The following is a 20,904-nucleotide window of genomic DNA, read 5'->3' as shown; positions in this document are numbered from 1 at the left end:
CTTCAGGCCACGCTGGAATAGCGCAGGCGCGAGTGGCGTTGCACCACCGCGATGTCGATGCCCTCCAGCAACCAGTGCAGCTGTTCGGCCGTCAGCGTGGGAACCGCATCGGCCGAGGGCCAGATGAACCTGTCCTTCTCCAGGCGCTTGAGCAACAGCCAGAAGCCGTTGCGCTCCCAACCCAGGATCTTCACCCGGTCGCGCCGGCGGTTGCTGAACACGTACGCGCACGAGGCGAACGGGTCCAGGCCCAGCGCCTGCTCCACCAGCACGGCCAGGCCGTTGATGTTCAACCGGAAGTCCACCGGCTCGCGGTGCAGGTAGACCTTCAGCCCTTCGTCGAAGCGGAACATGGAAGTCGGCTCAACATCTGCACCAGCGTCGGCAATTGCCGCAAGCTCGTCTCGCCGAGATCGAGCTGCACGCCGTTGGGCAGGCGCACCTGCAACCCGACCATCGGGGTCGGTGCCGTCAAGGAGTTCTCATTCGGGATCACCGCCACTGCCGTAGCGGGTGCGTGGGCCATCGCGGGCGCCGCCACCGCACACTCGCGCTGAGGCACTCGCTGAGGCTGATCTTGTTCACCCTCTACGCGCACGGCAACGAATGCCGCATCTTGCATTCGCGCGATGTCGCCCGCTGGCACCTGGGCGCTTCGCCGCTGGTAAGCCGCGATCCATGTCCTCAGCAGGTTCGTGTTGACACCGTGCTCCATCGCCATGCGTGCCACCGACACTCCTTGCTTGAGGCACGCAACGATCAACTCCCTCTTGGCGGCTTCGTCGTAGACGCCGCGACCGTCACTCTTGCGCCCCACAACCAACCGGCCTCTCAACTCTGCGTACTGCTCTGTCATGTCTACGTGTCCATGTTGCTATACATGGGCACGTAGCCTCACAGCTCATCGCTCCCTGAACAAGGGCGTGGTTAATTGACGGCTTACAGTTCGTGGTGCAACGTCGCGCGCTGCGAGTTGGTCCAGCCGGACGAGTTGATGCGTACGCGGTAGTGCGCGGTCGGCCGCTTGGCGCCCTTCGGCCATGTGCCGGCATTGAGCGTCCATTCTTCATAGCCAGGCCGATTCGATGCAGAGCCCCAGCCCAGCGGAGCATAGAACAGGCCTGCAGGATCAGCGCGCGCCTGACGCCGAGCACCTCCGGACTAGGGTGTCCGGGTACTCGAAGACTTGAGGCAATATCTCGGAATATGACCGCAAGCATTCCTCCTCCGATCATCAGCTTGGTTAGCCAGTTGCTTTCCGCTGTGATCCGCAACTCGCACGATCTGGATGTCATATTCGAACGTGCTGGAGCGCCGCCAGCGCCGCCGAATGGTTCTGTATCCAAGCGCACTGAAGAGTGGCTCCGACGAATCAACGAGTCTCATCCCAGTCCGCTCAACGTTCTAGGAAAAGTTGTTGCGGTCTATCTCGACACCCCTGATCTACGACCAGGGGCAACCGCAGGCGGCTTTCTTCGAGCGGCCGAAGGAATGGCGATTGCGCAGTTCGGTTGTGACTTCCATGCGCTTCTTGAGCAACACAAGATGGAGTACCGTCTCGGCGGCGTCATCGTGGGGCCTAACGTCGTTCCCGCAAGTGAAGCACTTGCCAGCTTCGTCAAGACTCGCAACATGCGCGCACTCGATCTTGAGTTCGATCGCGCATTGCGAAACGTCGACATCAATGCAAGGGAAGCAGTCTCTGCTGCATCGAACATCTTGGAAGTGGTTTGTAAATACTACATTTCCGAGAACGGATTGAACTTCCCTTCGATGCAAGATGTTCAATCCCTGTTCAAAGTGGTACGAAAGCACCTGGGTCTTGACCCGAATGCGCTAGTTGCCGAGGACATTCGAACAATCTCAAGCGGACTGGGAAATGTGATTTCGGGTGTTGGCTCGCTACGGACCCACGCGTCAAGTGCACATGGGCAAGGTCCCGAGTCGTTCGAGCTACCAGCCTACTATGCTCGTTTCGCAGTCCACTCATCCCATGCAGCCACGCTTTTTCTACTTGAAGCATGGAACGAAAAAATACGCAGCATGGAGAGCTAACCCCTTGCCAACGTTGCTCGCTCAACGAGGGGGCGTAGTAATCACCCCCTCGATCTTTGAAACCCTCTTCGTATTCGTCTGATGATCTTCAATCCCCTTTGCCCTTACTGCGGGGTGCTGATGATCAAAGGCGAGAATCTTCCTCAAGGTCGATCAGTTGAGCATCTCATACCGAATACGGTATTGCGGAAGCGACGCAACAACGGCGAAGGGGATTTCTACGCGTGCAGGCGTTGCAACGGTCGAAAGAGCCACATGGACCACGTGCTGGCAATCATTGCCAGAAGCCAGTCGAGAGATCCCGAGTTTGCGGCGCAAGCCTTGATCGATGTGGTGACCGCAGACGACAAGCGAACAGGCCGATTCATTGAGATGCTTAGCTCGGCCGAGCACGTTGATGGTGGAGATGTTCAATGCACGATGCCACTCTCCGGCATCGAACTTCTGGAGTACATGACGTTCCTAGGCAAAGGGCAGTACTTCAAGAAGTTCGGCATCGTCTATCAGCAAACTGCGAACGTCATGCTTTTCGACTTCTTCAACAAGCAGGTGATGCAATCGATCGAGTACAGCTATGAGGCGCGACATGAAAGCAATCCATTTCGCGATCTCGAACAGAACGCGTTCTCGGAAGTGCTGTCAGACGGCGATTGCATCATCTACACCAAGAACAACACGTTCATGTTTGTCCTTCACGACTACACGTGCCTTGCGGTGCGCGTGCTTCGGCGCAACCGCAAGAACGAAGAACGCGAGCAACTGAAACGCGCAAAAATTCTCGAGGACTTCCAGAGGCGTCACCTGAGCTGACCGGAGCCGATGCTCGGCTTTCTCTCGGGATCGCGCGGCAACAGCAGCAGCGCGCTATCGACGCTTCTTCGCTTTTGCCGGTGCCGGCGGCACCAGTAGCTCGTCATCGTCAAACGCCTCGATCGGGAACAAACCTAGCGCCAGTAGCGCATCACAGCCCTGCCGCCACATCGGCTCGGGTTTCCACCACCGCACTGTTAGCGTCCAGTCCGCCCATCTTGAAAGCCTGCCCGGGCATAGGAGTCTCGTGTCCACCGCAATTCTTGGTGGACTCGTGAACACTATCTCCGATCAACAAGCCGGCCCGCGTCGTCGGCGTCGCCTGCACAGCGATGAGTTCAAAGCCAATGCGGTAGCGGCCTGCGCGCAGCCGGGCATGTCGATGGCCGCAGTTGCGATGGCCCATGGCATCAGCGCCAACCTGCTTCTGCGCTGGGTGCACGAAGCAGAGATGCAGCCGAGCCGTGACGTCGTGGGGGCCGACGCCGGCGACGCAGCCAAGACGCAAGAGTCCAAGACCGTCTTCGTTCCTGTCAGCTTGCCGGCGCCTACGCCACTGGCCCAGCCACCGGACATCCGCGTCGAACTGCGGCGCCGGCCAACGACGGTCACGGTGACTTGGCCTGCAGGTGCTGCAGCCGAGTGCGCAGCCTGGATGCGCGAGCTGCTGCGATGATCCGCATCGACGCGATGTGGCTGAACGGGCACGATCCCTGGGCCTACCTGCGTGATGTGCTGCAGCGGCTGCCGGCACTGCCCAACTCCCGACTCGCCGAGCTGCTGCCACATCGTTGGACATCCGCGCAGGCCTGAACGCTGTTTGCCGTCAAGGTGGGACGGCCAGACGCTCACTGTGTAGATGCTTCGTGATCAACATCAATGCTCGCTACTCCAGTCCGTTCGATGCGTGGACGTGTTGTGGCGCGATTTCTGGCTGCTGCCGTTGGTGCCCCGCGATCCAGTTACACCCGTCAAGACGGACTCTCATGGGAATGGCAATCGACCAGTCAGTAAGAAGAGGGGCTAGCCGGTCGTACTTCCCACATCTCAGGCGCGGCAGCCACTACTCCTTCAACTTGTTCTTTTCCGCACGCGTATCTTCGCTGTCAGCCTGGCTTCGCCACATGTCTGCAATGGCGGTCAACATAGCCGACGCCCGGGGAAATTGATGAGCATGGTCGGCCCATGTTTCATACTGCTCTGCAAGCTTGCGCTCTTGGCCGCCGCCTTCATTGATGGCTTTGCTATAAACGCCGCGCTTGTTAAAGCACTCGAGACTGAAGCCCCGCTCAATGTTGTCAGAAGCAAGCTCTTCGAGGACTGAGCAAACAGGAGAAGGCGGCCAGAACAATTCATCGAGATCCTTCGGCGCGTGTGCGAGCACGCGTCCGATGTACTGATCAGAAATTTCCTCCAGGTCCTTTGCCTTTGCTAACTCGCGCGCCTGGGCAACCCAACCGGCCAGTACCGCTCTATCGATCTTCCCATCAGCTAGACCTGGCACAGTCTTGAAACTAGACAGCAGGTCGTAGGAGGTATGGGCACGCGCTCTATCTTCATCTGCAATTTCGTTTTTGGGAGGCGTATTCTTCCCTCTGAATACATGCGAGAGAGCATCAACGAAAAGTGCTGGATCCTTCGCCATCAATCCGACAATGGTCAAGGATTCAGTTTTGGAATGCAAGACAGGAAGGTATGCATATTCAAGTCTGGCGATAGAGAGCTCATCCACATCCTCTCGATTTCGTAACTCGGCAAGTGCGCCGGAAACGTGATAGGAAAGCATGTTTCCCATATTGTCGATGGCAGAGGATACCTGTCGAGCTCCGCTCGTCAGAAGGCCTTGGATCAGATTTGTTGGCAGGTCTTTCAATCTAAGGTGTACAAGGCCGAGAACTTCAAGATCACGGCCTTGGCTTCGCAGTTCACCGACAGCGAAGAGCAACTGCTCCAGAGTGCCCCGGGTGGGGAGAGCGCGCATCTGTCGCCAGTACTCCTTCCACACTTGCTCGCCCAAGCTGCGGACGAAGGACCATGTTATCTCGTCCAGAGGCCAACCAAGTAGAAGATGGGCTTTAATGGTGTCATCCGAAACCAATTGGAGGGCGCGGATTTTGAAGCCAGATCTCCACTGCTCACCGAATTTCTCTGCACCGACAGCCGAGGCAAAGAAGGCCAGTTCTCGTGGTTCCGCTGGATCCAAAGCCCCCGCAAGGAGTTCGAACAACTGGTCTATTGTGATCGATGTGTGGCGAAGCGCTGGCCCGATCAGGTGCGGAAGCTTGACCATCCTGGCCAGTCGCAGAATTCCCGCCACCCCATCTCGGTCTAGAACACGTTGCAAAACATTCGAGCGCAACTCGTCAAGATCGTCGGAGATGCCGGAGCCTGGGGCATATTTGCCAATATGGGGCAGCCAGTCATCAAACGCTTGACGGTCCTCGATCATCGGATCTTCGGGTCGATAACGGTCAACGACTTCGGCAATGGTGGTGCGCTCTTCCTGCGTCATTGCCCACTCGGACTCCGAGAAGAACTCGTGCCGCGCAGTTTCCTGCCTCAGTTCATGCCAAACCCTGCTTCCTTCAGTCGTCTGATTGGCAGCCAAATAGTTGTCGACATGCGCAAGAACAGCTGCACGGCTTGCGGGTTGGAACGCAGAGAAGGCCTTGATGAGAGCGATGATGCGGTCTTCGTCCTCTGCGGCCATCGTCACAGCGCGGCTTACAACGGCTGCTTGAAAATCCCAGACCAATCCAAAGGTCAATGTTTCAGGGTTCTTGGGTTCAACGTCTCTTAGCTTTGGCCGCTGAGTGGGAGAGGTGGAATCGTGATTCTTCGGAAGCAGCTTCATCAACAATTGCCATCCGATAGCCTGACCCGCCGCGAGGACCAAGTCCAAGCAAGCAATCCGCTGCGTAAGCGGAGCGTAGGTGTTCGGCGACCAGCTCAACAGGATCGAACGCAAACTGTTGATTGGACGATTCATGAAGTTCGACTCTGGATCGGGATCAAGCTCGGCGAGTTTGGCAAGCACGACCGCAGTTCGATTCAGGTACCTAGGATCCCATGCCAATATCTCGAGAGCCCAAAGTAGTTCGACATGAGGACTTGAGTGTCTGAAGAGACGGTTTTCTTCCCTTGCAAAGATCGCTTTGAGCTCACCAGGGGCGCCCTCGAGCATAGACTCGAGGGCCGTCAAAAAAGGGTTGGGTGCGGCCTCGGAAAACAGCGCCGTCTGATCTCCCAGTTGGATCAATGATTGATGACTTCTGCCCCATTCTGGCAGCGTCGTGACGATGTCGTCGACGTACTGTTGTGCAGTCTGGCCGTTGATGTGCAGGTCTGCAACACCATGCATTGCTGCAATGATGACCAATGTCAGTGCAAGCCCGTCGCGCAGCCATTTGCTGTAATCCGCGGGAGGCACATAGTCGAGGCTGAATTTTTGATCCCGTGAGGGTGGAGCCGTAGCATGGCTGAATACCCTCAGGACAGCGGTGCGAAGGCGCTGCAAATCTACGTCTGCGACCTGTGGTCCGTAAAAATGGAAGGCATCCACAGGCGCTCGCACTTGCCAAACGTCCGCCACTCTATCAATGGGGCGATCGGACATGGCGATCGTGGGCATCAACATACTTTCTAGATCTGCGTAGTCTTGAACTCCCCCTAGCATTTTCAAGATTTCGCGGTCCAATTGTGCGTTGGATGACCAGCCGCCAGCCAAAAAGGCCGGCTTCAACGCTGGCGCGTGCTGAACCCACTCAGGTTGAGGGACCGGTCCATTCGGAATGAGCCGTCTCAGGATTGTCAGGCTGCGACCGCAACGTTGCGCCAGCTCGTAGCCGGCATCGCGCTCGAGCCCCATCGAGATGAAACCTTCAGCCATGCCTGTAGCGCTTGGACGCTGGAGAAGTTTGTGCTTCCTTGCCTGGCCTCCTGTCGCCGCCGACAGCGTTGCCCCTATACCGCCGAGTACACCGGCAAGTGGTTCGGCGCCCTTTGTTGCCAGAAAGATCAAGCCAGAGCGCGAACTCAAGAAGCGCGCAGCAGCCTCCGTCCGCACAATCAGCGTTTTGGACTCAAGCGAGCGGCGTTCTTGGGGCTCGGAATCGCGTATTGCAGCAACGGCGAAGGCAATCACTTCGTCCGATGTTTCTGCGCCAATCAAGATCGATTGCGCCGGCCCCTTGAGCATCTCCAGTAGCTCTTTAGCGAACTCTTGGCGATCACCGATGACCAGCTTTTCCGTAAGTCTTGGCCTGAACTGAAGGCTGAATTCGTCCCAGAACTCGTCTGTACTCAGGGCGCCCTCTTGTGGCGCCGAGCGCAATACGTCTCTGGCATACCGCGCAGCGACTGCTGGGTTTTGATCAAGCCAATGAACGAGGCTGACGGCATCCACGTATTTCACGTCGCGCCATTTCTTCTCGGCCTTCCGCTCGTCTTCCCACTCGGTCAACTTAGAACGAGGCGTGTCCCACGACTCAAGATTCACCAGAATCAAGGCGTTTTCCGCCATGACCGCATCCGTGGTGGAGTCCGTGCGCTTTTTGTAGTCCGCTGATGCCTTGGCCGCGCCTGCGCCGGCACCAAACTCCCATTTGGACTTACCGGCCGGTACTAGACCTACCGCTTCGGCTGTTTCGAGGTCTCCATCCCAGCCTCGAAGCTGGCCGGCGTCTCCGCCAGGAAATCTGAATCGACTTGCATCTGATATGGTTGCTCGAATGAGGTCCGCAACCATGTCGGCCAGCAGCGCTCGGGCGTCAGCTCGCTCCGCCCATATCGCAAGGCCCTTTTCGTCGATCCACTGCATCTCTTGTTCCCTCACTGGCCTTAATCGTTGCTATGCACAACGGATTGGCTCATTATCAGCGACGGTATCTCGCCGAGAGCTTAAACAGTAAAAGACGCTCTGATGTCTGATCAAGCTCTCAACAAGTGCTGAATCGGCAAGTCTGCATATTCTCATTGCGCTGATGTATCCCCCATTCAGGGGATGCTGACTATGTTGGCATCCGTACTCATACGGAGGCGCCATTTTCGGTGATTGGAAGCTTCGAGATCTGAGCTGCACACCGCCGATTGATTGGCTGAGCCGATGAAGAATGCCTTGAGGCCGAGAGCATGGTGCACCTTCGACCACCGATTTTTCAGAACCCATGAGCGCATCTGACTTTTACGCCAGCGCCGCCACAGAGGCCCCCGGCGGGAGGCTGCGCTCGACCAGTTCGCGTTTGGAGGCATCGCTGTATGCCGCGGTTTGCCTAAGGGACTTCATCTCTACGGACATGATGTGCATGATCGGCTTGACGCACACCATCCCGGCGCGCATGCTCACGCGAGCATGCCGGACTAGTATTTGCCGGTGATAACCCAGGCCTGTTGCTGCTCGGTGAGCAGCCCGCGCGGGATGATGCGCGCTTGCGCTGGTGGGACCCATAGGCTCTGGTCGCAGCAGGGACAGGCGTACTTGATGCGGTGGTGCTGCAGTACACGCACCTGCTCGGGGATGACGTCCAGCTGCTCGCTGACCTCGGCTCCGATCTCCACCAGCTGGTGCCCGTCATGCGCGCACACACGCTCGGCCTCGGGCAGCTCGTGGCGCACGATCTCGCGCTGCAGCGCAGGGTCCAGCGGCTTGCGTCCACGCTTCTTGCGCTGATGCCCAGCGACCGGCGTCGACTCCTCTTCGTCGACCTCGGCCTGCGGCGTCTGATCGGTGGGTGAGAGTGCCTCGGCCTCGTAGCGGCCGGCGTCGCGGCGATGCTGCCCGATGCGCCGGAACACCGAGGGATCCGTCCATTCGTGGACAAGCACTACGTCAGAGCCGTCGAGCACGACGTCCAGGTCGAAGTGTGGCAGTCGCAGGTCGTGCTCGCGAGGTCCGGATAGAAGCGCGCGAACGCGGTGAACGGCGCGCGCCCGTGCGCGGCCTTCAGGTTGGCGCGGCTCCAGCCCTGCCGCGACTCGTACACGGCCACCGCATGCCCGCGCACGAGCAGGTCGCTGCACACGCCGCAGAAAGTGCGCGCTGCCATGGTTCCAGTCGGAAACGAGCGAATGATAGAACATCACGAAATGCATGCATCTGTGGGACATGCGGTCATGCAGTGCATATGCGCTCACCTGCGCCATGAAAAGCTTCAGAGGCATGAGCAATCCGTGTGCCCGCGCAGTCGCGACTGGCACCACAGCCAGCCCGGCAGACAGGAGCTGGCGAGACGACCTGCCCCGTCTATGTGCTGATGGCTTTTTCCCGTCAACGTACGCAAGTTAGTTCGGAAATGGATCTGCGGACCGCAACAGCTATGCAGCTACGCGGCCAAAGACTCGCACGTGATAGACACGATCCATGCGCCTTGACTTCGAGTTACTCGAACTTCTGGGCGAATGAGAGAGGAGCACAGAGTTCCCGATCCTGATCGTCCCTAGAGACGAGATTTTCTGTTTCGCGAAGGGGCGACCTGCTCGGGAATTTCAACCGAGCAGCTGCTGGTCGCCATGATTGGCAGAAACGTTACTCGTGTCGCGCACCTTGACCCTGCAGGTGCGAAGCGCTCAACAACTCGCTTGGTGCAACACTCAAGGCGTGCGCGAGGCGATGAATGTTGAAAAGGGAGACATTCTTCAGACCACGTTCAATTTGGCTGATATATGTCACGTGCATATCGCTGAAATCGGCGAGTTGCTCTTGCGTCAGTTCGCGTGCGTCTCTAAGTCTCCGCACAGTAACGCCGAACTGCCACTGAACGTCCTCCTTGCTGGCTAGTTTAGAGGTCGACTTCGGCATCTCCCGAAGTCTGAAAACGCTAGACCCAAAAATCCATAGACTATGGATCTATATCTGGCAAACTACGCCCAATATAGATTCAAAAATCTACAAATGAAGATCCTTCTAGGGTCGGCTGAGCGGCGATTCAAGAAATCTTCAACCACATATGACTTCCTTGAGCTTTAGAGGAGGCGCGTACCTGCTGTGCGCGACAGAGCGGATTGCGTGCGTCCGAGCCTCGACTTCGCCCAGCTAAAGGACATTCCCATCGAAAAACCTGAGAGAAATCACATGACCAACTTCGTCCATTGCCGCGGCTGCGGCCACCAGATCCACGAAACCGCCCCTACGTGCCCCAAATGCGGTGCCCCCCAGGCCCCCGCAGGGCAGGGACCTGCCACAGCGCAGACACCGCTTTCCGGAAGCCCGAGTCCCTATGGCTCGATCCCCTGGTTCCGCCAGCGCTGGGCACTCGTCTGCATGTTCCTGGTGTTCCCGCCGGCCGCGGTGGTCATTGCCTGGAGCGGAGAGATCTACTACCTGGTCGGCACCACCATCAAGACCCTCCCAAGGAGCGCCAAGATCATCATGACGGTGATCACGGCGGTACTGCTGATCGCCCTGGCGGGCGATGACGAGGCCTTCCAAGGCTTCGCCGGCATGCTGCTCATCGGCGGCGCCATCGGCTTGTCGATCCGTAGATGAGCCGAGCGGTCAACCACTTCCTTCCTCTCCACACACCATGAAAACCATCATCAAGGCGCATCTCGCGCCGTGCATGTCCGTGGTCGCCGCATTCCTGCTGACCGGCTGCGGCCCCTCGACCCTGGACTTCCGCAACGCGGAGGTCGTCAACGGCAAGATCTTCCGGGCTGGTGCCGACAAGCCGTACTCAGGGCACCTTACCAACATTCCCGCACGTATAGCCATCATGGGCCGCAGGGACTATGGGGCTTACCACCAGACCCTTTCCAACGTCTACACGTCGCTGGGCATCCAGGCGGACATCTACACCGCTGTCGCTGTCTGCGACGTCGATGTCGATCAAGGTGTTCTGGATGGCAAGGCAGTCTGCCGCGCCACTGCGGACCAACTGCTGTCGGACGAGATGAGTTTCGACAAGGGGGCGCTGGATGGACGCATCAAGACCTACTTTCCTCGCAACGGTGGCAAGCTCGCAGCAGAAGCGCAGTTCGACAACGGCGTCCTGGATGGCGACATGGCGATGTACGGGCCCGAGTCGGGGCGCAAGATCCTGCAGGTGAGCTTCAAGCAGGGCAAGGTGCACGGCAAACAGGAAATCGTCGACGACGAGACCGGCAAGCTGGTCTTTCGCGCCACGTACTCCAAGGGCCTGGTCGACGGCGAGCTCGTACGCTATTCACGCGGCACCGACCGGCTGGTGTACCGCGTCAGGATGGTCGATGGGGTCAAGGACGGCATCGAAGAAAACTACGACGTTTTCTCCGGCAAGCTCAGGGATCGCAGCGGATGGAAGATGGGCAAGCCCCATGGTGACGTCGTGGTCGCCACGCTGGACAGCGACAGGAACCCAACGGACGAGCTCCAGGTCGTGGCCAGATACGACAACGGCGTGGAAGTGCCGTTGGCACCGACAGCGAAGTCGGCAGTGACGGTGGTGCCACCGGGCACTGCCTCCAATGTGCAGGGCTGCGTGGATACGCAGATCGTCGCCTTCCGCGTCCAGCATGGTGAGGACGAGTTGATCACCGCCGATCAGCTCGGTAAATGGGAGGCCGAGTGCCGCAGCGGCAAACGCCCAGGCTGATGCCTCTGTCTCGATCTTCCAATCCTTCTCAAGCCGCCTTCGGGCGGCTTTTTCGTTTCTGCATGCCGTCTCGCCCGGCCGTGCCCGGCCCTGCTCGGTCGTGGTAGCCGGGCGCTATGCCGTCTGCTCATTGACGCAGCGCGGCCCGAACCCTTCCCAGACACCCAATTGCCCGACCCCATCGGGCCAAGACTTGGAGACCCCATGGAACTCATTACCCCCGAGTTGCGCCAGCTGCTGCTCGCCAACGGCGAAGCCTCGCGCGATAACCCTCGCTTCGATCCACCTCCCGTGGTCAAGTGGTTCAACCCCTGCGGGGCCGCTACCTGGCTCATCACCGAACTGGACCCCGATGACGAAGACCTGGCCTACGGCCTGGGCGACCTCGGCATGGGCATGCCTGAGACGGGCCATGTGTCCGTGCAAGAGCTGATGTCGATCCGACTGATGGGCGGTGCCCTTGGCATCGAGCGTGACCTGTATTGGAAGGCGAACAAGCCCTTGAGCGAATACGCGCGTCTGGCACGGCTTGCTGGGCGCATCGTCGACTGACGCCTGTTCCTCCTTCGCTCCCGAATTCAACAAGAGCCCCAGAAAAGCCCGGTCCGGCCTCGCCGTCGACCGGGCTTTTTGCCGCCTGGGTCCGGCCTTTCCAGCGCTTCTCTTCTTTCTTCCACCTGCTTCAAAGGAGCACTTTCACCTTGTCTTCCCTTCAATGTCCCAACTGCGGCTGCGACCGCATCGAAACCCGCGACATCGCCCAGCGAACCGGCGGCACGCTCGGCGGCCTGGCAGGTGCCGCCGGCGGCGTTGCCGGTGCGCTTCGCGGCGCGCGCGTCGGCTTCGCCGTCGGTATGGCCGCCGGTCCGGCTGGCGGAACGATCGGCACTGTCATCGGCGTGGTGCTCGGTGGCCTGGGCGGCGGCGCCCTGGGCACCGAGGTCGGCGCCATCTTCGGGCGCGTTGTCGATGACCGCGTCCTGAATAACTGCAGGTGCACCAACTGCGGCCACACCTTCAGTGGCCGACGGGGCGCGTCCGACGGACCGTGGTCGTCCCCGGACCCAGCGCCGGCGTCGTCATCGTTCCGGCCAGCGGGGCCGTCCCCCGCCGAGAGCCCGTTTTACGACGACCCCGAAGACCCGGACCTGGACTGACGCAGCACTCGCGGTCCCGGTTCTTCTTTTCTTCCCCATTTCCTTTCTCATTCTCTTCCCCATTCCCTATGGCACATCTCATCGAACAAATGGCCTTTGCAGGTGAAACCCCTTGGCATCGCCTGGGTCACCGTCTCCCGCCCAAGCAACCGATCGAGGTCTGGGCCCGCAGTGCCGGCATGGACTGGACCATCCGAGAAACCCCCGTGCGCTACATGACCGAAGGTCCGGGGACAGACCCGTTGCTCCAGACCCTGGAGTCCTTCCAGGACCACAAGGTGCTCTACCGCAGCGACACCCAAGCTCCCCTGTCCGTCGTGAGCAGCCGCTACCAGGTCGTGCAGCCCCGGGCCGTGCTCGAGTTCTACCGCGACCTCACCGAGATCGGGGGCTACGAGATGGAAACCGCTGGCGTGCTCAAGGCCGGACGCAAGTTCTGGGCACTGGCGCGCACCGGCAAGCAGGCCGTCCTCAAGGGCTCGGACATCGTCGACGGCTACCTGCTGCTCGCCACCTCCTGCGACGGCACCCTCGCCACTACCGTCACCCCAACCACCGTTCGGGTGGTTTGCAACAACACCCTGTCCATCGCGCTGGACGGCACGAGCAATGCGATTCGGGTGCCCCATAACACCCGCTTCGATGCCGACGCCATCAAGCAGAAGCTGGGGATTGCCGTCTCGCAGTGGGATCACTTCATGCACCGCATGAAGCAGCTGTCCGAACGTAAGGTCAAAGAGAAGGAATCGCTGGACTACTTCCTGCACGTGCTGTGCGGACCGAACGCCCATGAGGCCATCCGCAAGCAGGGCGACATCGGACAGCCGGGCCTGCCGCATGACCGTGCCCTGAAGACAGTGCAAGCCCTCTACGAGGGCAGGGGACGAGGCGCAGAGCTCGCAGCCGCCAAGGGCACGGCCTGGGGCTTGCTCAACGCGGTGACCGAGTTCGTCGACCATGAGCGTCGGGCTCGCAGCCGCGAATACCGGCTCGACAGCGCCTGGTTCGGCCAAGGCGCGGCGATCAAGCAACGCGCCCTTGACCGCGCAATTCAGCTCACGTCCTGAAGCCCTCTAACAGGGGCTTTTTACCCCCCCGTCCCCCCAAAAAGAGGCCCCTCTCCTTCAAAGGAGAGGGGCTTTTTGCCGGATGGACATCAGAACTTCTCAAGGAGAAAAGCATGGTGAATACACGCGCGGAGCGTCTGCGAGCGACGTACCCCGCAGGGCGGCCGCAACTCCAACTGGTCCAGCCGCCTCAGCCCCAACACCCGCGCTGCGACCGATGGCCCGACATGCGCGAGCCCGGAATCGGAGACCTCGATGCGGCCGCTGCCCTCGACCGGGATCCCTTCAAGTCCCAGGTCCGTCTCTGGATGGAGAAGACCGGTCGACAGGACCTGTTGTATCCGACGCAGCTCCAGGACGACAGCCTCGCGTACTGGAGTCGGCTGCTCGAACCGATCGTGGCGGCGCACTACACGCTCAGGACGGGGCGCAAGGTCCGGCGCGTCAACACCACGCTGCGGCACCCGCGGCACGCGTGGATGCGCGCCATGGTCACGCGCGAAGTCGTGGCGTCATCCGAGGTCCAGCTCCTCGAGTGCTTCTCCGTTGGCATGAACCTCGCCGACCTCTGGGCTCAAGGTGTCCCCGAGCACATCAGGCTGCGGGTGTTGCACCAGCTCGCGGTCACAGGCGCGAACGCCGCTGACGTGATCGTGCTGCTGGGCGGCCAGCACCTGCAGGTCTACCGGATCGAACGCTGCGAAGCCGAGATTGCGCGACTTATCCGGCAGGAGCAAGCGTTCTGGCGATGTGTCGAGCTCGACAAGGCCCCGTCTGCGCAGGACAACGACGCACAGATGCCATGACGCACCGACGTCAAGGTGAGAACCGCGCTTGGCTCAGCGGCACTTGCTCGTTCTTTTCAGTGTGCGCGCCAGAGCTTCCACCACGGGCGCCGCGCCGTTCTCTTCTCGAGTGGGCGCATGTCCAGGGTGTCGTAGCTCGTGAACGGTGCGCCGGCACGTCGGCGCAATTCCGTCTCAAGTTCGTGGGCAGTGCCGCGTGCATGAAGGTCTCCCTCCAGGGCCTTCCTGCGCCACTCCACTGCCATCGCACTCAGCACCTCATCAGGCAGCTCTTGCATCGTCGTCATGCAGAGATTGTGCCGCCTGAGGCGGCATGTCTTGACGAGTGTCCCAGCGCCGCGCGCACGAAGCGTTTTTCCTCTCCCTTTTCCCTTCTTCTTTTCCCAAGCAGTCCCATGAACATCGATCCAACACTTCGCAGTCCGGTGGCTCACGAGCCTTCTGCATTTCCGCCGGCAGGCCTTCATCGCTACATCGCCCGAACGCTGCGAGTCAGCGCATGCCATCTGCCCTGGGAGGTCGCGCGGCAGATTCACGCCGAACATCAGGCTGAAGAAGGCGACAACACCTCGCAGTCCAATCTCGCTGGCTTACGGGTCCTCGAGCTGGACGACTTCAGCTGGCGCGTCGACGTCACCGCCGACAACATCGCAGCAGCCCAAGCGCTGGGATGGCACGAACTGCGTCGATTGCTCCGGCTCGCGCAGACCTACCAATGCGAGGCTCTGGAACTGGCCGCCGACAACCCGGCGTTGCCAAGCGTCTTGGACTTCATGGTCTTTGCATGGCCCTGAATCGAAGTCGTCCATGCGAAGTCAACAGCCCTTGAACCCAGAACCAACCCGCCTCGTGCGGGTTTTTTTACGCCCGTTCTATGCGCAACAAAAACCACTCTCCTCGGAAAAATATTCCCTTCATCCTCGCCGCGAACCTGTCTTCTCTCGGGTTTCGCGCGAAGGTTTCATCCATTCGTTCGTTCATTGCGCAGGCCTGACATGGGAAGCATCGTCTATCGCGCTACCAAGGATCAGGCCATCCACGATGAACTGGCCAGTGTCGGCGCCTACGCCACGGTGCTGGCACACCGCGTGATCGGCAACCGCCTGTGGTTCCTTGCCCAACACCGTGCCGGTGAGCGCACCGGGTGCAAATGGATCGGGCTGACGCTCGTCGAATCCCGCAAGGGGGAGGTGGCAGTCAAGAGCATGGACGAGACCTGCGGGCCTTGCCACTACGACTGCCCGCTGTCGTTCCTCGCACAGGCCGATGCGCCTGCAGGGCCCTATGCGGGGCCTTGGCGTGAGAAGGTGCGCGCGTTCCATGCGAGCCGATCCGCAAGGCGTGCAGCGATCCGGCCAGGTGTGCGCATCTCGTACGACGCTCAGATCTATGTGCTGCAGCGTTGCCTTGGCCGCCGAGGGTGGGACGTCGCGCGCGAGAGCGACGGCCAAGCCTTCCGCATGAAATCCCGCCAACTCGGCAGCGCCACGCTGCTTTCACCTCTGGAGTCCCCCGCATGAACATCGACTTCGAGCGGCACGAGACGGTGCCTGCCTACACACGGAACCTCACCTCCAAGGACCAGATCAAGTGGTCGGCCGAATTCGAGGTGCCAGCGATCGGAGCCGACATTCTGATTCGCCTCAACGGCATCGGCCGGGCCAAGGTGGTGGGCTATGCCACCTACGGCGGCTACCTGGGCGTGATGTCCGTTCCGTGCACTCCGCCCAACTGGTGGATCCGCCAGAACGGCCCGCCCACACCGGACAACGCCGCCTTGGCGTTCGGTGCGGAGATTGCGCTGCTGTCATCCAAGGAGGCGCCATGAACCACCGTCAGTCCAACGTCGAGTTCGTCGTCGATTTGATGGAGTACAGCGCACACGGTGCGCTCATTCAAGCCTTCGTGATCCAAGCGCTCGAGCAGTACGCGAGACGGGTTGCGGCGGTCACGCCAGAGCAGTTGGACACCGGTCTCGTGAGTGGCCATGCCTGGCATGGCTGCGCCGTCGAGGTGGGGAGGAAGTTGGCGCAATGGCTGGGCGAGGAAATGTCCGAGCCTCCGGGCGCGTGCCATGCCGCGGCCAACGCCACGGAATCCTCAGGCGATTCCGACAGCTGAGCGCTTGTGATCCAGTCGCTCGACCCGAGTGCCGCCATGGCGCTCGCACCTGGCCGTCCCCGCCTTTCTTGGACCTGCGAGTCCGTTTTACCCCCGCGCATGTCCTGAATCCTTCTGAGCCTTCCAGGCGGAGCGAGGGAGGGGAGGGCATGCGCTGCCTTGCCGCAATCCGCGGCCCACCCCGAGGAGCAGATCTTGGTCACCATGCATTCGCGTGGTCGATCGAAGCGATTCGTCGCATCGGTCGCATCACCGTCGACTTTCACATATCACTTCACGCGCATCAGCCGCAACGCCAAGACCGGCCCGATGCCGGTCACCACGACGAGTGCGAACTCCTGTCCACCCGGCTGCAGCCTCAAGCACAACGGCTGCTATGCCGAGAGCGGGCCTCTGGCGCTTCACTGGAGAGCTGTCTCGGAAGGAGGGCGCGGCAGCAGCTTCGACGAGTTGCTGCAGGAGATCTCCACGCTGCGTCGACATGCGCTGTGGCGGCACAACCAGGCAGGGGATCTGACGCCGTCCTCGCCAGGCGTGATCGACGAGAAGCTGCTCATCCAGTTGGCGCTGGCGAACATGGGGCGGCGCGGGTTTACCTACACCCACTACCTGCCCACGCCGGCGAACCGCGTTGCTATCCAGAGGGCCAACCAAATCGGCTTCACTGTCAACCTGAGCGCGGAGACGCTTGCCCAGGCCGATGCTTATGCCGCGCTCGGAGTTGCGCCCGTCGTGGTCCTTCTGCCTGCCGGAATTACCAAGGCTGTTCGGACGCCTGCAGGTCGTCACGTCGTCGTGTGCCCCGCCAGCCTCGGCAGCAGCGATTGCCTGAACTGCGGCATTTGCCAGCAACGCGATCGGATCGCCATCATGGGATTCCCGGCGCACGGGAGCGGCGCAAGGCACGTCCAGGCGATCTTCTTCGGGCGGCAGGTCCAATGAAGGCGACCCATGCCGTCAGCGAAGCGGCGGGACAGGAAGGTGCACCAGCGCTTGACGAAGAATTCCTTCTTCTCGTGGACCGTGTCATGCTGGCCCGCAAGCAATGTGATCCGTATCAATTGGAACAGGTCCATCGCGCTGCAGCGGAGGAGACGCGGATTGCCAATCTTACTGCTCAACATGAGTCCAACGCGAAGCACCGCGGTGATCTCGGTAGAGTCTGATGCGCGATACGACCTTGACGGATATTCGAACCAAATCAACGCTGAACAAGCATTGAGACGCCTGAAAAGTCCTCCTTGGTTTCGCCTTCTCGGCGAGCCTCGGAGGACTCCGTTGCAGGTTTCATTTTTTTGATTGCATGGATGCAAGAAGCTTGAGCATCGAGGATTGGTGATGAGATAGGGCGCCAGTGTGTGTGACACTTGCCACCAGTCGTTCAGCAGCAGTATGGGTTGTTGAAAAAATAAGGAAGAACGCTGACAACGGCCGTCCCTCTGCCCAGCGTATGCTTGCGCCTTTTCCAGTTTGAAAGTTCCTATGACAAAGACTTATCTTCAGGTTCAGAAGCAGATTGAACAATTGCAGAAGGAGGCTGAGCAATTGCGCAATAAGGAAGCCAGCGGCGTTCTCAGTCGCATCAAAGAAGCTATCGCGGTATACGGTTTCACCGCTGCTGATCTTGGTTTTGGCAGGTCAATTGGAAGAGTTGCCGTGGTGAAAGAAGCCACCGCGAAGAAGGGGCGCAAGACCAAGAAGTTGGCTGCGGCCAATGGTGCGCCGAAATTCAAGGACGATCAGGGCAATGTCTGGAGCGGCCGTGGCCCACGCCCTGCTTGGTTCAAAGCAGCACTCGAGGCGGGCAAGTCGGCCGAAGAGCTGTTGGTGAAATAGTTGGCTTCATGAGAAAGCGGTATAGGGTGATCGCACGCGTCGGCGCCCTAGTTGGGCCCCGTGCGTGACCGCGGTGGAAGAAGGTGCGGGAGTTCTACGCGAATCGCACGGCGAGGTGAGCAGGCACGAACCCGGTATCCGCAGGATCCTTGCGGCGGCGTTGCGCCAGGTCCTCAAGGTCGTATATCCGCGGGTCAAAAAGCGTCAATGAATCGACGCACCAGTCGCGGCTTGCTTATAGCGAGAGGCACAGGCTGCAATCCTCCATGTGCAGCCTCGCACTCCGCGCAGGCAATTACCACCGCCGTTTCCTCCACGGTGTCGAGGTCCTCGTCATCAAACAGGTTGACAGCGATCAGGTACACGGGTTGCCAATTGTTCCTTTTGAGGTGAGTCTGTCCGCAGCTTGTGCATAGACGAACGCCCTCGTAGTCCTCTATGTCATGGCAGGCGAAACCATGCTTCTCCAGATCCTTACGGGCAGCGTTGACTCCGCACTTCATGCAGTACGACTTCAGCACGCGGGCGTTTCTCACCTCCAAGGTGCTTGGCGGGCCAGGTTTTTGAAAGCGTTCTTCATTGCGGTGCAAGTTCACGTGAATATGACCGACGAGCGCTCCGCAGTTCGAGCAATGTTTCGAAGGGACTTTATTCCAATAGCGGGACATGTTGTTTTCCTGGAGTTGAGGTTCTGAGATCCGACCGGCGCAGAAGGGCCCGTTGGCTGAGGCCATTACGTGAAAGACCAATGGTCGTTGTCAGTGCTGCGGCCGGTCGCCCTTCTTTTTCATGGTTCGACGCATGGCATCGCTCGACTGGAAAGCGGCGTTCTCGATGGGCTGCCGCGGGTTCCAGATCGTGCTGCGGAAGATTCTGCCGAGGCCCGCAACTTTGTACCCGGCAACCTCGACGACGCATCTATGCAGATAACGGTCGGCGAACTCCGATTCCCGCAGGTTGTAGTGGTCGAAATCTGCGGTGTCATGGTTGACCGGGATCCGGTAAACCTCGGTGACATCCTGACCCGGGCTCAGCTCGACATGCAAAGGTCGACGCGCCTGGATGTCACGCTGCAGGATGACCGCCTCGCGCCGGAAGCGTTCGGCTGCGGCGATCACGGGCTCAAGGTTTCCGCCTGCTGAGTTGATCCGAACGATCCGAGAACCGCGGAAGAGCTGTTCCTCCGGGAACCAAGTAGTCGGGTCTTGTCTATGCGACGTCGAGCAAGGACGCAAGGTTCGTGCTCATGGAATGGCGGGTTTCAGTAAGAATTGCCCAGCTACGAAGAGCCAGCACCTTAGAGTTCAGGGCTGCATGTCCAACGCTCGACTGAGCCATGCGTACTGACGGCGGGGAGTGCGGCGGACTCCGCTATGGGGCCTCACAAAAGTCTGGGTACAGTAGATCGATGCCAGCGCGTTTGCAATTGAGGAAGCTAAGAGCACCATAGGTTGTGACTGGGCTTAGGAGGAAGCCAGAGGTCGATGGCGATGTTTTCAATAAGGTTCTCGATGAAGTCGCATAGACTTCTCAAGTCCAACAAAGAAATCAGAGCATGAGCATGAAATCTCCGGCTATGTTCCGTGTAACGGGGCCTTCTCCAGCCGTTTTCGGTGAGACCTTCGTGGTCATCGCCGTGTGGAAGACGTCGCAGAGAACTTGGGCTGCTGAGGTGAACACTCTTTCGCAGCGTCCGCAAGAAAATCTGCATTGGTGGAGTTTTGAGCGCGACACTACAGGCTACCCAACTGATTTGGCGCCCTTAGACGAAGTAAGTATGGAAGCCGAGGCCGTGTGGCTAGCTGAGACCAACCTCGCTCTCAAATTGGAAGAGCGGGCAAAGGAACTGGGCAGGCCAGAGTTTGCCGACGTTCCGATCAAGCTGGAACGAACGCAGATATCCCCTGTGACGCTTTGGGTTCGAGATGTTTTTCCTGCCATGTTTTCCGAGATGGCGCGGCGCACGAAGTGCGAGATGTTGAGGAACTACCTTCGCACTGTAATGAGCTTGGAGAAATCCAGCACATCATGACCGGCGTACGGCCGAACGGACCCCCCTCGGTGGAGACAGGTTTGTAATCCACCGATGTAGTTGGCAGGAGCTCGCATGCTGCTTTTCCTTCGCACGTCACCGCAAGTAGTCCCTCCCTCAAAGAGAATATGCACGAGAAAGACTTTCGGTCTTTCTCGTTCTTCTTAGGTCGTTTTTCTTCATGATCAGCAGAGAGGTGAACCTCTCTGAGAGCTGAAGTCAGAGCAAGGCTTTCAGCCTTGCTAGAGCTAGGGGGAGAGGAGAGAAGAGAGGTGTGAAGGCACCTCTCTTCTCTTTAGTCAGAGGGAGTCCTTCGGACTCCCTAATAATTAACAACATAAAGGGGCATTGGCTCCCGCACTTTTTATGCCGGATGTCAGGCTGCTTCCCAGCGCCTGGCAGATGATGGGTTGACGCAGTAAATTTTTACTGACAAACCCTTGATGTTCTACG

25 protein-coding genes and 2 pseudogenes are annotated in these 20,904 nt (G+C 59.6%); 18 read left to right on the top strand and 9 right to left on the bottom strand.

Annotated features, from left to right (window positions below):
• Nucleotides 1-2 precede the first annotated feature (2 nt).
• Both tnpB and ACEN9N_RS19230 read right to left on the bottom strand, forming a co-directional pair.
• Nucleotides 3-353: an IS66 family insertion sequence element accessory protein TnpB gene (gene tnpB, locus ACEN9N_RS19235; protein WP_101488468.1), complete on the bottom strand. Its 351-nt coding sequence runs from the start codon at nt 351-353 to the stop codon at nt 3-5.
• On the bottom strand, nt 329-856 hold the full coding sequence (locus ACEN9N_RS19230) for a transposase (protein WP_495654288.1): 528 nt from the start codon (nt 854-856) through the stop codon (nt 329-331). Before ACEN9N_RS19230 ends, tnpB begins: the two co-directional genes overlap by 25 nt.
• A 350-nt stretch (nt 857-1,206) precedes the next feature.
• Between ACEN9N_RS19230 and ACEN9N_RS19225 the strand changes: the two genes are divergently transcribed.
• The 4 genes and pseudogenes from ACEN9N_RS19225 to ACEN9N_RS19210 form a co-directional block, all read left to right on the top strand.
• The gene (locus ACEN9N_RS19225; RefSeq protein ID WP_495654287.1) at nt 1,207-2,055 is read left to right on the top strand and encodes an abortive infection family protein; all 849 of its coding nucleotides are present in this window, start codon (nt 1,207-1,209) and stop codon (nt 2,053-2,055) included.
• 81 nt (nt 2,056-2,136) lie between these two features.
• Nucleotides 2,137-2,865 carry an HNH endonuclease gene (locus ACEN9N_RS19220; RefSeq protein ID WP_495654286.1) on the top strand — a complete coding sequence of 243 codons (729 nt, stop codon included), beginning with the start codon at nt 2,137-2,139 and terminating at the stop codon, nt 2,863-2,865.
• Nucleotides 2,866-3,112: 247 nt separating this feature from the next.
• Nucleotides 3,113-3,541: an IS66-like element accessory protein TnpA gene (gene tnpA / locus ACEN9N_RS19215; protein ID WP_495654285.1), complete on the top strand. Its 429-nt coding sequence runs from the start codon at nt 3,113-3,115 to the stop codon at nt 3,539-3,541.
• A gap of 26 nt (nt 3,542-3,567) precedes the next feature.
• Nucleotides 3,568-3,678, top strand: a pseudogene (locus ACEN9N_RS19210) (transposase domain-containing protein); the annotation flags it as partial.
• A 250-nt stretch (nt 3,679-3,928) separates the two neighbouring features.
• On the opposite strand, the gene ACEN9N_RS19205 reads toward ACEN9N_RS19210, so the two are convergent.
• The 4 genes and pseudogenes from ACEN9N_RS19205 to ACEN9N_RS19190 form a co-directional block, all read right to left on the bottom strand.
• Nucleotides 3,929-7,684 carry a hypothetical protein gene (locus ACEN9N_RS19205; RefSeq protein ID WP_495654284.1) on the bottom strand — a complete coding sequence of 1,252 codons (3,756 nt, stop codon included), beginning with the start codon at nt 7,682-7,684 and terminating at the stop codon, nt 3,929-3,931.
• 542 nt (nt 7,685-8,226) lie between these two features.
• Nucleotides 8,227-8,619 (bottom strand): annotated as a pseudogene (locus tag ACEN9N_RS19200) (transposase domain-containing protein); the annotation flags it as partial.
• A 68-nt stretch (nt 8,620-8,687) separates the two neighbouring features.
• A complete protein-coding gene (locus ACEN9N_RS19195; protein ID WP_495654283.1) occupies nt 8,688-8,909 on the bottom strand; it encodes a hypothetical protein in 222 nt (73 codons plus the stop codon).
• A 479-nt stretch (nt 8,910-9,388) separates the two neighbouring features.
• Nucleotides 9,389-9,661: a helix-turn-helix domain-containing protein gene (locus ACEN9N_RS19190; RefSeq protein ID WP_495654282.1), complete on the bottom strand. Its 273-nt coding sequence runs from the start codon at nt 9,659-9,661 to the stop codon at nt 9,389-9,391.
• 273 nt (nt 9,662-9,934) lie between these two features.
• Between ACEN9N_RS19190 and ACEN9N_RS19185 the strand changes: the two genes are divergently transcribed.
• The 6 genes from ACEN9N_RS19185 (at nt 9,935) to ACEN9N_RS19160 (ending at nt 14,462) form a co-directional block, all read left to right on the top strand.
• Nucleotides 9,935-10,348 (top strand): hypothetical protein, encoded by a 414-nt coding sequence (locus ACEN9N_RS19185; RefSeq protein ID WP_495654281.1) that lies wholly within the window; start codon nt 9,935-9,937, stop codon nt 10,346-10,348.
• Nucleotides 10,349-10,385: 37 nt separating this feature from the next.
• A complete protein-coding gene (locus ACEN9N_RS19180) occupies nt 10,386-11,432 on the top strand; it encodes a toxin-antitoxin system YwqK family antitoxin (RefSeq protein WP_495654280.1) in 1,047 nt (348 codons plus the stop codon).
• Between the two features lie 204 nt (nt 11,433-11,636).
• Nucleotides 11,637-11,984 (top strand): DUF2958 domain-containing protein, encoded by a 348-nt coding sequence (locus tag ACEN9N_RS19175; RefSeq protein WP_184605493.1) that lies wholly within the window; start codon nt 11,637-11,639, stop codon nt 11,982-11,984.
• Between the two features lie 149 nt (nt 11,985-12,133).
• Nucleotides 12,134-12,589: a hypothetical protein gene (locus ACEN9N_RS19170; protein WP_495654279.1), complete on the top strand. Its 456-nt coding sequence runs from the start codon at nt 12,134-12,136 to the stop codon at nt 12,587-12,589.
• 68 nt (nt 12,590-12,657) lie between these two features.
• Nucleotides 12,658-13,656 (top strand): DUF932 domain-containing protein, encoded by a 999-nt coding sequence (locus ACEN9N_RS19165; protein WP_495654278.1) that lies wholly within the window; start codon nt 12,658-12,660, stop codon nt 13,654-13,656.
• A gap of 227 nt (nt 13,657-13,883) precedes the next feature.
• Nucleotides 13,884-14,462, top strand: coding sequence for a YqaJ viral recombinase family nuclease (locus ACEN9N_RS19160; RefSeq protein WP_495654277.1), 579 nt, complete (start codon nt 13,884-13,886; stop codon nt 14,460-14,462).
• A gap of 56 nt (nt 14,463-14,518) precedes the next feature.
• On the opposite strand, the gene ACEN9N_RS19155 is transcribed toward ACEN9N_RS19160, so the two are convergent.
• Nucleotides 14,519-14,749: a hypothetical protein gene (locus ACEN9N_RS19155; protein ID WP_184605489.1), complete on the bottom strand. Its 231-nt coding sequence runs from the start codon at nt 14,747-14,749 to the stop codon at nt 14,519-14,521.
• Nucleotides 14,750-14,857: 108 nt separating this feature from the next.
• Between ACEN9N_RS19155 and ACEN9N_RS19150 the strand changes: the two genes are divergently transcribed.
• The 7 genes from ACEN9N_RS19150 (at nt 14,858) to ACEN9N_RS19120 (ending at nt 18,419) form a co-directional block, all read left to right on the top strand.
• The gene (locus ACEN9N_RS19150; RefSeq protein ID WP_495654276.1) at nt 14,858-15,256 is read left to right on the top strand and encodes a hypothetical protein; all 399 of its coding nucleotides are present in this window, start codon (nt 14,858-14,860) and stop codon (nt 15,254-15,256) included.
• A 201-nt stretch (nt 15,257-15,457) separates the two neighbouring features.
• The gene (locus ACEN9N_RS19145; RefSeq protein ID WP_495654275.1) at nt 15,458-15,982 is read left to right on the top strand and encodes a hypothetical protein; all 525 of its coding nucleotides are present in this window, start codon (nt 15,458-15,460) and stop codon (nt 15,980-15,982) included.
• Entirely contained in the window at nt 15,979-16,290 is a 312-nt protein-coding gene (locus ACEN9N_RS19140; protein WP_495654274.1) for a hypothetical protein, read from the top strand. Before ACEN9N_RS19145 ends, ACEN9N_RS19140 begins: the two co-directional genes overlap by 4 nt.
• The gene (locus ACEN9N_RS19135; protein ID WP_495654273.1) at nt 16,287-16,583 is read left to right on the top strand and encodes a hypothetical protein; all 297 of its coding nucleotides are present in this window, start codon (nt 16,287-16,289) and stop codon (nt 16,581-16,583) included. The genes ACEN9N_RS19140 and ACEN9N_RS19135 overlap by 4 nt, the downstream gene beginning before the upstream one ends.
• A 204-nt stretch (nt 16,584-16,787) precedes the next feature.
• Nucleotides 16,788-17,525: a DUF7227 family protein gene (locus tag ACEN9N_RS19130; RefSeq protein WP_495656405.1), complete on the top strand. Its 738-nt coding sequence runs from the start codon at nt 16,788-16,790 to the stop codon at nt 17,523-17,525.
• Nucleotides 17,522-17,749 carry a hypothetical protein gene (locus ACEN9N_RS19125; RefSeq protein ID WP_354425581.1) on the top strand — a complete coding sequence of 76 codons (228 nt, stop codon included), beginning with the start codon at nt 17,522-17,524 and terminating at the stop codon, nt 17,747-17,749. The genes ACEN9N_RS19130 and ACEN9N_RS19125 overlap by 4 nt, the downstream gene beginning before the upstream one ends.
• A gap of 316 nt (nt 17,750-18,065) precedes the next feature.
• The gene (locus ACEN9N_RS19120) at nt 18,066-18,419 is read left to right on the top strand and encodes an H-NS histone family protein (RefSeq protein WP_495654272.1); all 354 of its coding nucleotides are present in this window, start codon (nt 18,066-18,068) and stop codon (nt 18,417-18,419) included.
• Between the two features lie 194 nt (nt 18,420-18,613).
• Here the strand turns inward: ACEN9N_RS19120 and ACEN9N_RS19115 are convergent, their stop codons facing one another.
• Together ACEN9N_RS19115 and ACEN9N_RS19110 are read right to left on the bottom strand one after the other, a co-directional pair.
• Complete coding sequence (locus ACEN9N_RS19115) at nt 18,614-19,087, bottom strand: hypothetical protein (RefSeq protein ID WP_495654271.1); 474 nt, start codon at nt 19,085-19,087, stop codon at nt 18,614-18,616.
• 90 nt (nt 19,088-19,177) lie between these two features.
• Nucleotides 19,178-19,537, bottom strand: coding sequence for a hypothetical protein (locus tag ACEN9N_RS19110; protein ID WP_495654270.1), 360 nt, complete (start codon nt 19,535-19,537; stop codon nt 19,178-19,180).
• A 437-nt stretch (nt 19,538-19,974) separates the two neighbouring features.
• On the opposite strand from ACEN9N_RS19110, the gene ACEN9N_RS19105 reads away from it, so the two are divergent.
• The gene (locus ACEN9N_RS19105) at nt 19,975-20,451 is read left to right on the top strand and encodes a hypothetical protein (RefSeq protein ID WP_495654269.1); all 477 of its coding nucleotides are present in this window, start codon (nt 19,975-19,977) and stop codon (nt 20,449-20,451) included.
• Nucleotides 20,452-20,904 lie beyond the last annotated feature (453 nt).

Source organism: Variovorax sp. Varisp46 (assembly GCF_059491885.1).
This window is presented reverse-complemented; position numbering and strand designations above follow the sequence as displayed.

Bases quoted from the DNA above. Each gene is read 5' to 3' on its own strand.
- tnpB (WP_101488468.1), bottom strand. From the start codon at position 353: ATGTTCCGCTTCGACGAAGGGCTGAAGGTCTACCTGCACCGCGAGCCG.
- ACEN9N_RS19230 (WP_495654288.1), bottom strand. From the start codon at position 856: ATGACAGAGCAGTACGCAGAGTTGAGAGGCCGGTTGGTTGTGGGGCGC.
- ACEN9N_RS19225 (WP_495654287.1), top strand. From the start codon at position 1,207: ATGACCGCAAGCATTCCTCCTCCGATCATCAGCTTGGTTAGCCAGTTG.
- ACEN9N_RS19220 (WP_495654286.1), top strand. From the start codon at position 2,137: ATGATCTTCAATCCCCTTTGCCCTTACTGCGGGGTGCTGATGATCAAA.
- ACEN9N_RS19205 (WP_495654284.1), bottom strand. From the start codon at position 7,684: ATGCAGTGGATCGACGAAAAGGGCCTTGCGATATGGGCGGAGCGAGCT.
- ACEN9N_RS19195 (WP_495654283.1), bottom strand. From the start codon at position 8,909: ATGGCAGCGCGCACTTTCTGCGGCGTGTGCAGCGACCTGCTCGTGCGC.
- ACEN9N_RS19190 (WP_495654282.1), bottom strand. From the start codon at position 9,661: ATGCCGAAGTCGACCTCTAAACTAGCCAGCAAGGAGGACGTTCAGTGG.
- ACEN9N_RS19185 (WP_495654281.1), top strand. From the start codon at position 9,935: ATGACCAACTTCGTCCATTGCCGCGGCTGCGGCCACCAGATCCACGAA.
- ACEN9N_RS19180 (WP_495654280.1), top strand. From the start codon at position 10,386: ATGAAAACCATCATCAAGGCGCATCTCGCGCCGTGCATGTCCGTGGTC.
- ACEN9N_RS19175 (WP_184605493.1), top strand. From the start codon at position 11,637: ATGGAACTCATTACCCCCGAGTTGCGCCAGCTGCTGCTCGCCAACGGC.
- ACEN9N_RS19165 (WP_495654278.1), top strand. From the start codon at position 12,658: ATGGCACATCTCATCGAACAAATGGCCTTTGCAGGTGAAACCCCTTGG.
- ACEN9N_RS19160 (WP_495654277.1), top strand. From the start codon at position 13,884: ATGCGCGAGCCCGGAATCGGAGACCTCGATGCGGCCGCTGCCCTCGAC.
- ACEN9N_RS19155 (WP_184605489.1), bottom strand. From the start codon at position 14,749: ATGACGACGATGCAAGAGCTGCCTGATGAGGTGCTGAGTGCGATGGCA.
- ACEN9N_RS19150 (WP_495654276.1), top strand. From the start codon at position 14,858: ATGAACATCGATCCAACACTTCGCAGTCCGGTGGCTCACGAGCCTTCT.
- ACEN9N_RS19145 (WP_495654275.1), top strand. From the start codon at position 15,458: ATGGGAAGCATCGTCTATCGCGCTACCAAGGATCAGGCCATCCACGAT.
- ACEN9N_RS19140 (WP_495654274.1), top strand. From the start codon at position 15,979: ATGAACATCGACTTCGAGCGGCACGAGACGGTGCCTGCCTACACACGG.
- ACEN9N_RS19135 (WP_495654273.1), top strand. From the start codon at position 16,287: ATGAACCACCGTCAGTCCAACGTCGAGTTCGTCGTCGATTTGATGGAG.
- ACEN9N_RS19130 (WP_495656405.1), top strand. From the start codon at position 16,788: ATGCATTCGCGTGGTCGATCGAAGCGATTCGTCGCATCGGTCGCATCA.
- ACEN9N_RS19125 (WP_354425581.1), top strand. From the start codon at position 17,522: ATGAAGGCGACCCATGCCGTCAGCGAAGCGGCGGGACAGGAAGGTGCA.
- ACEN9N_RS19120 (WP_495654272.1), top strand. From the start codon at position 18,066: ATGACAAAGACTTATCTTCAGGTTCAGAAGCAGATTGAACAATTGCAG.
- ACEN9N_RS19115 (WP_495654271.1), bottom strand. From the start codon at position 19,087: ATGTCCCGCTATTGGAATAAAGTCCCTTCGAAACATTGCTCGAACTGC.
- ACEN9N_RS19105 (WP_495654269.1), top strand. From the start codon at position 19,975: ATGAGCATGAAATCTCCGGCTATGTTCCGTGTAACGGGGCCTTCTCCA.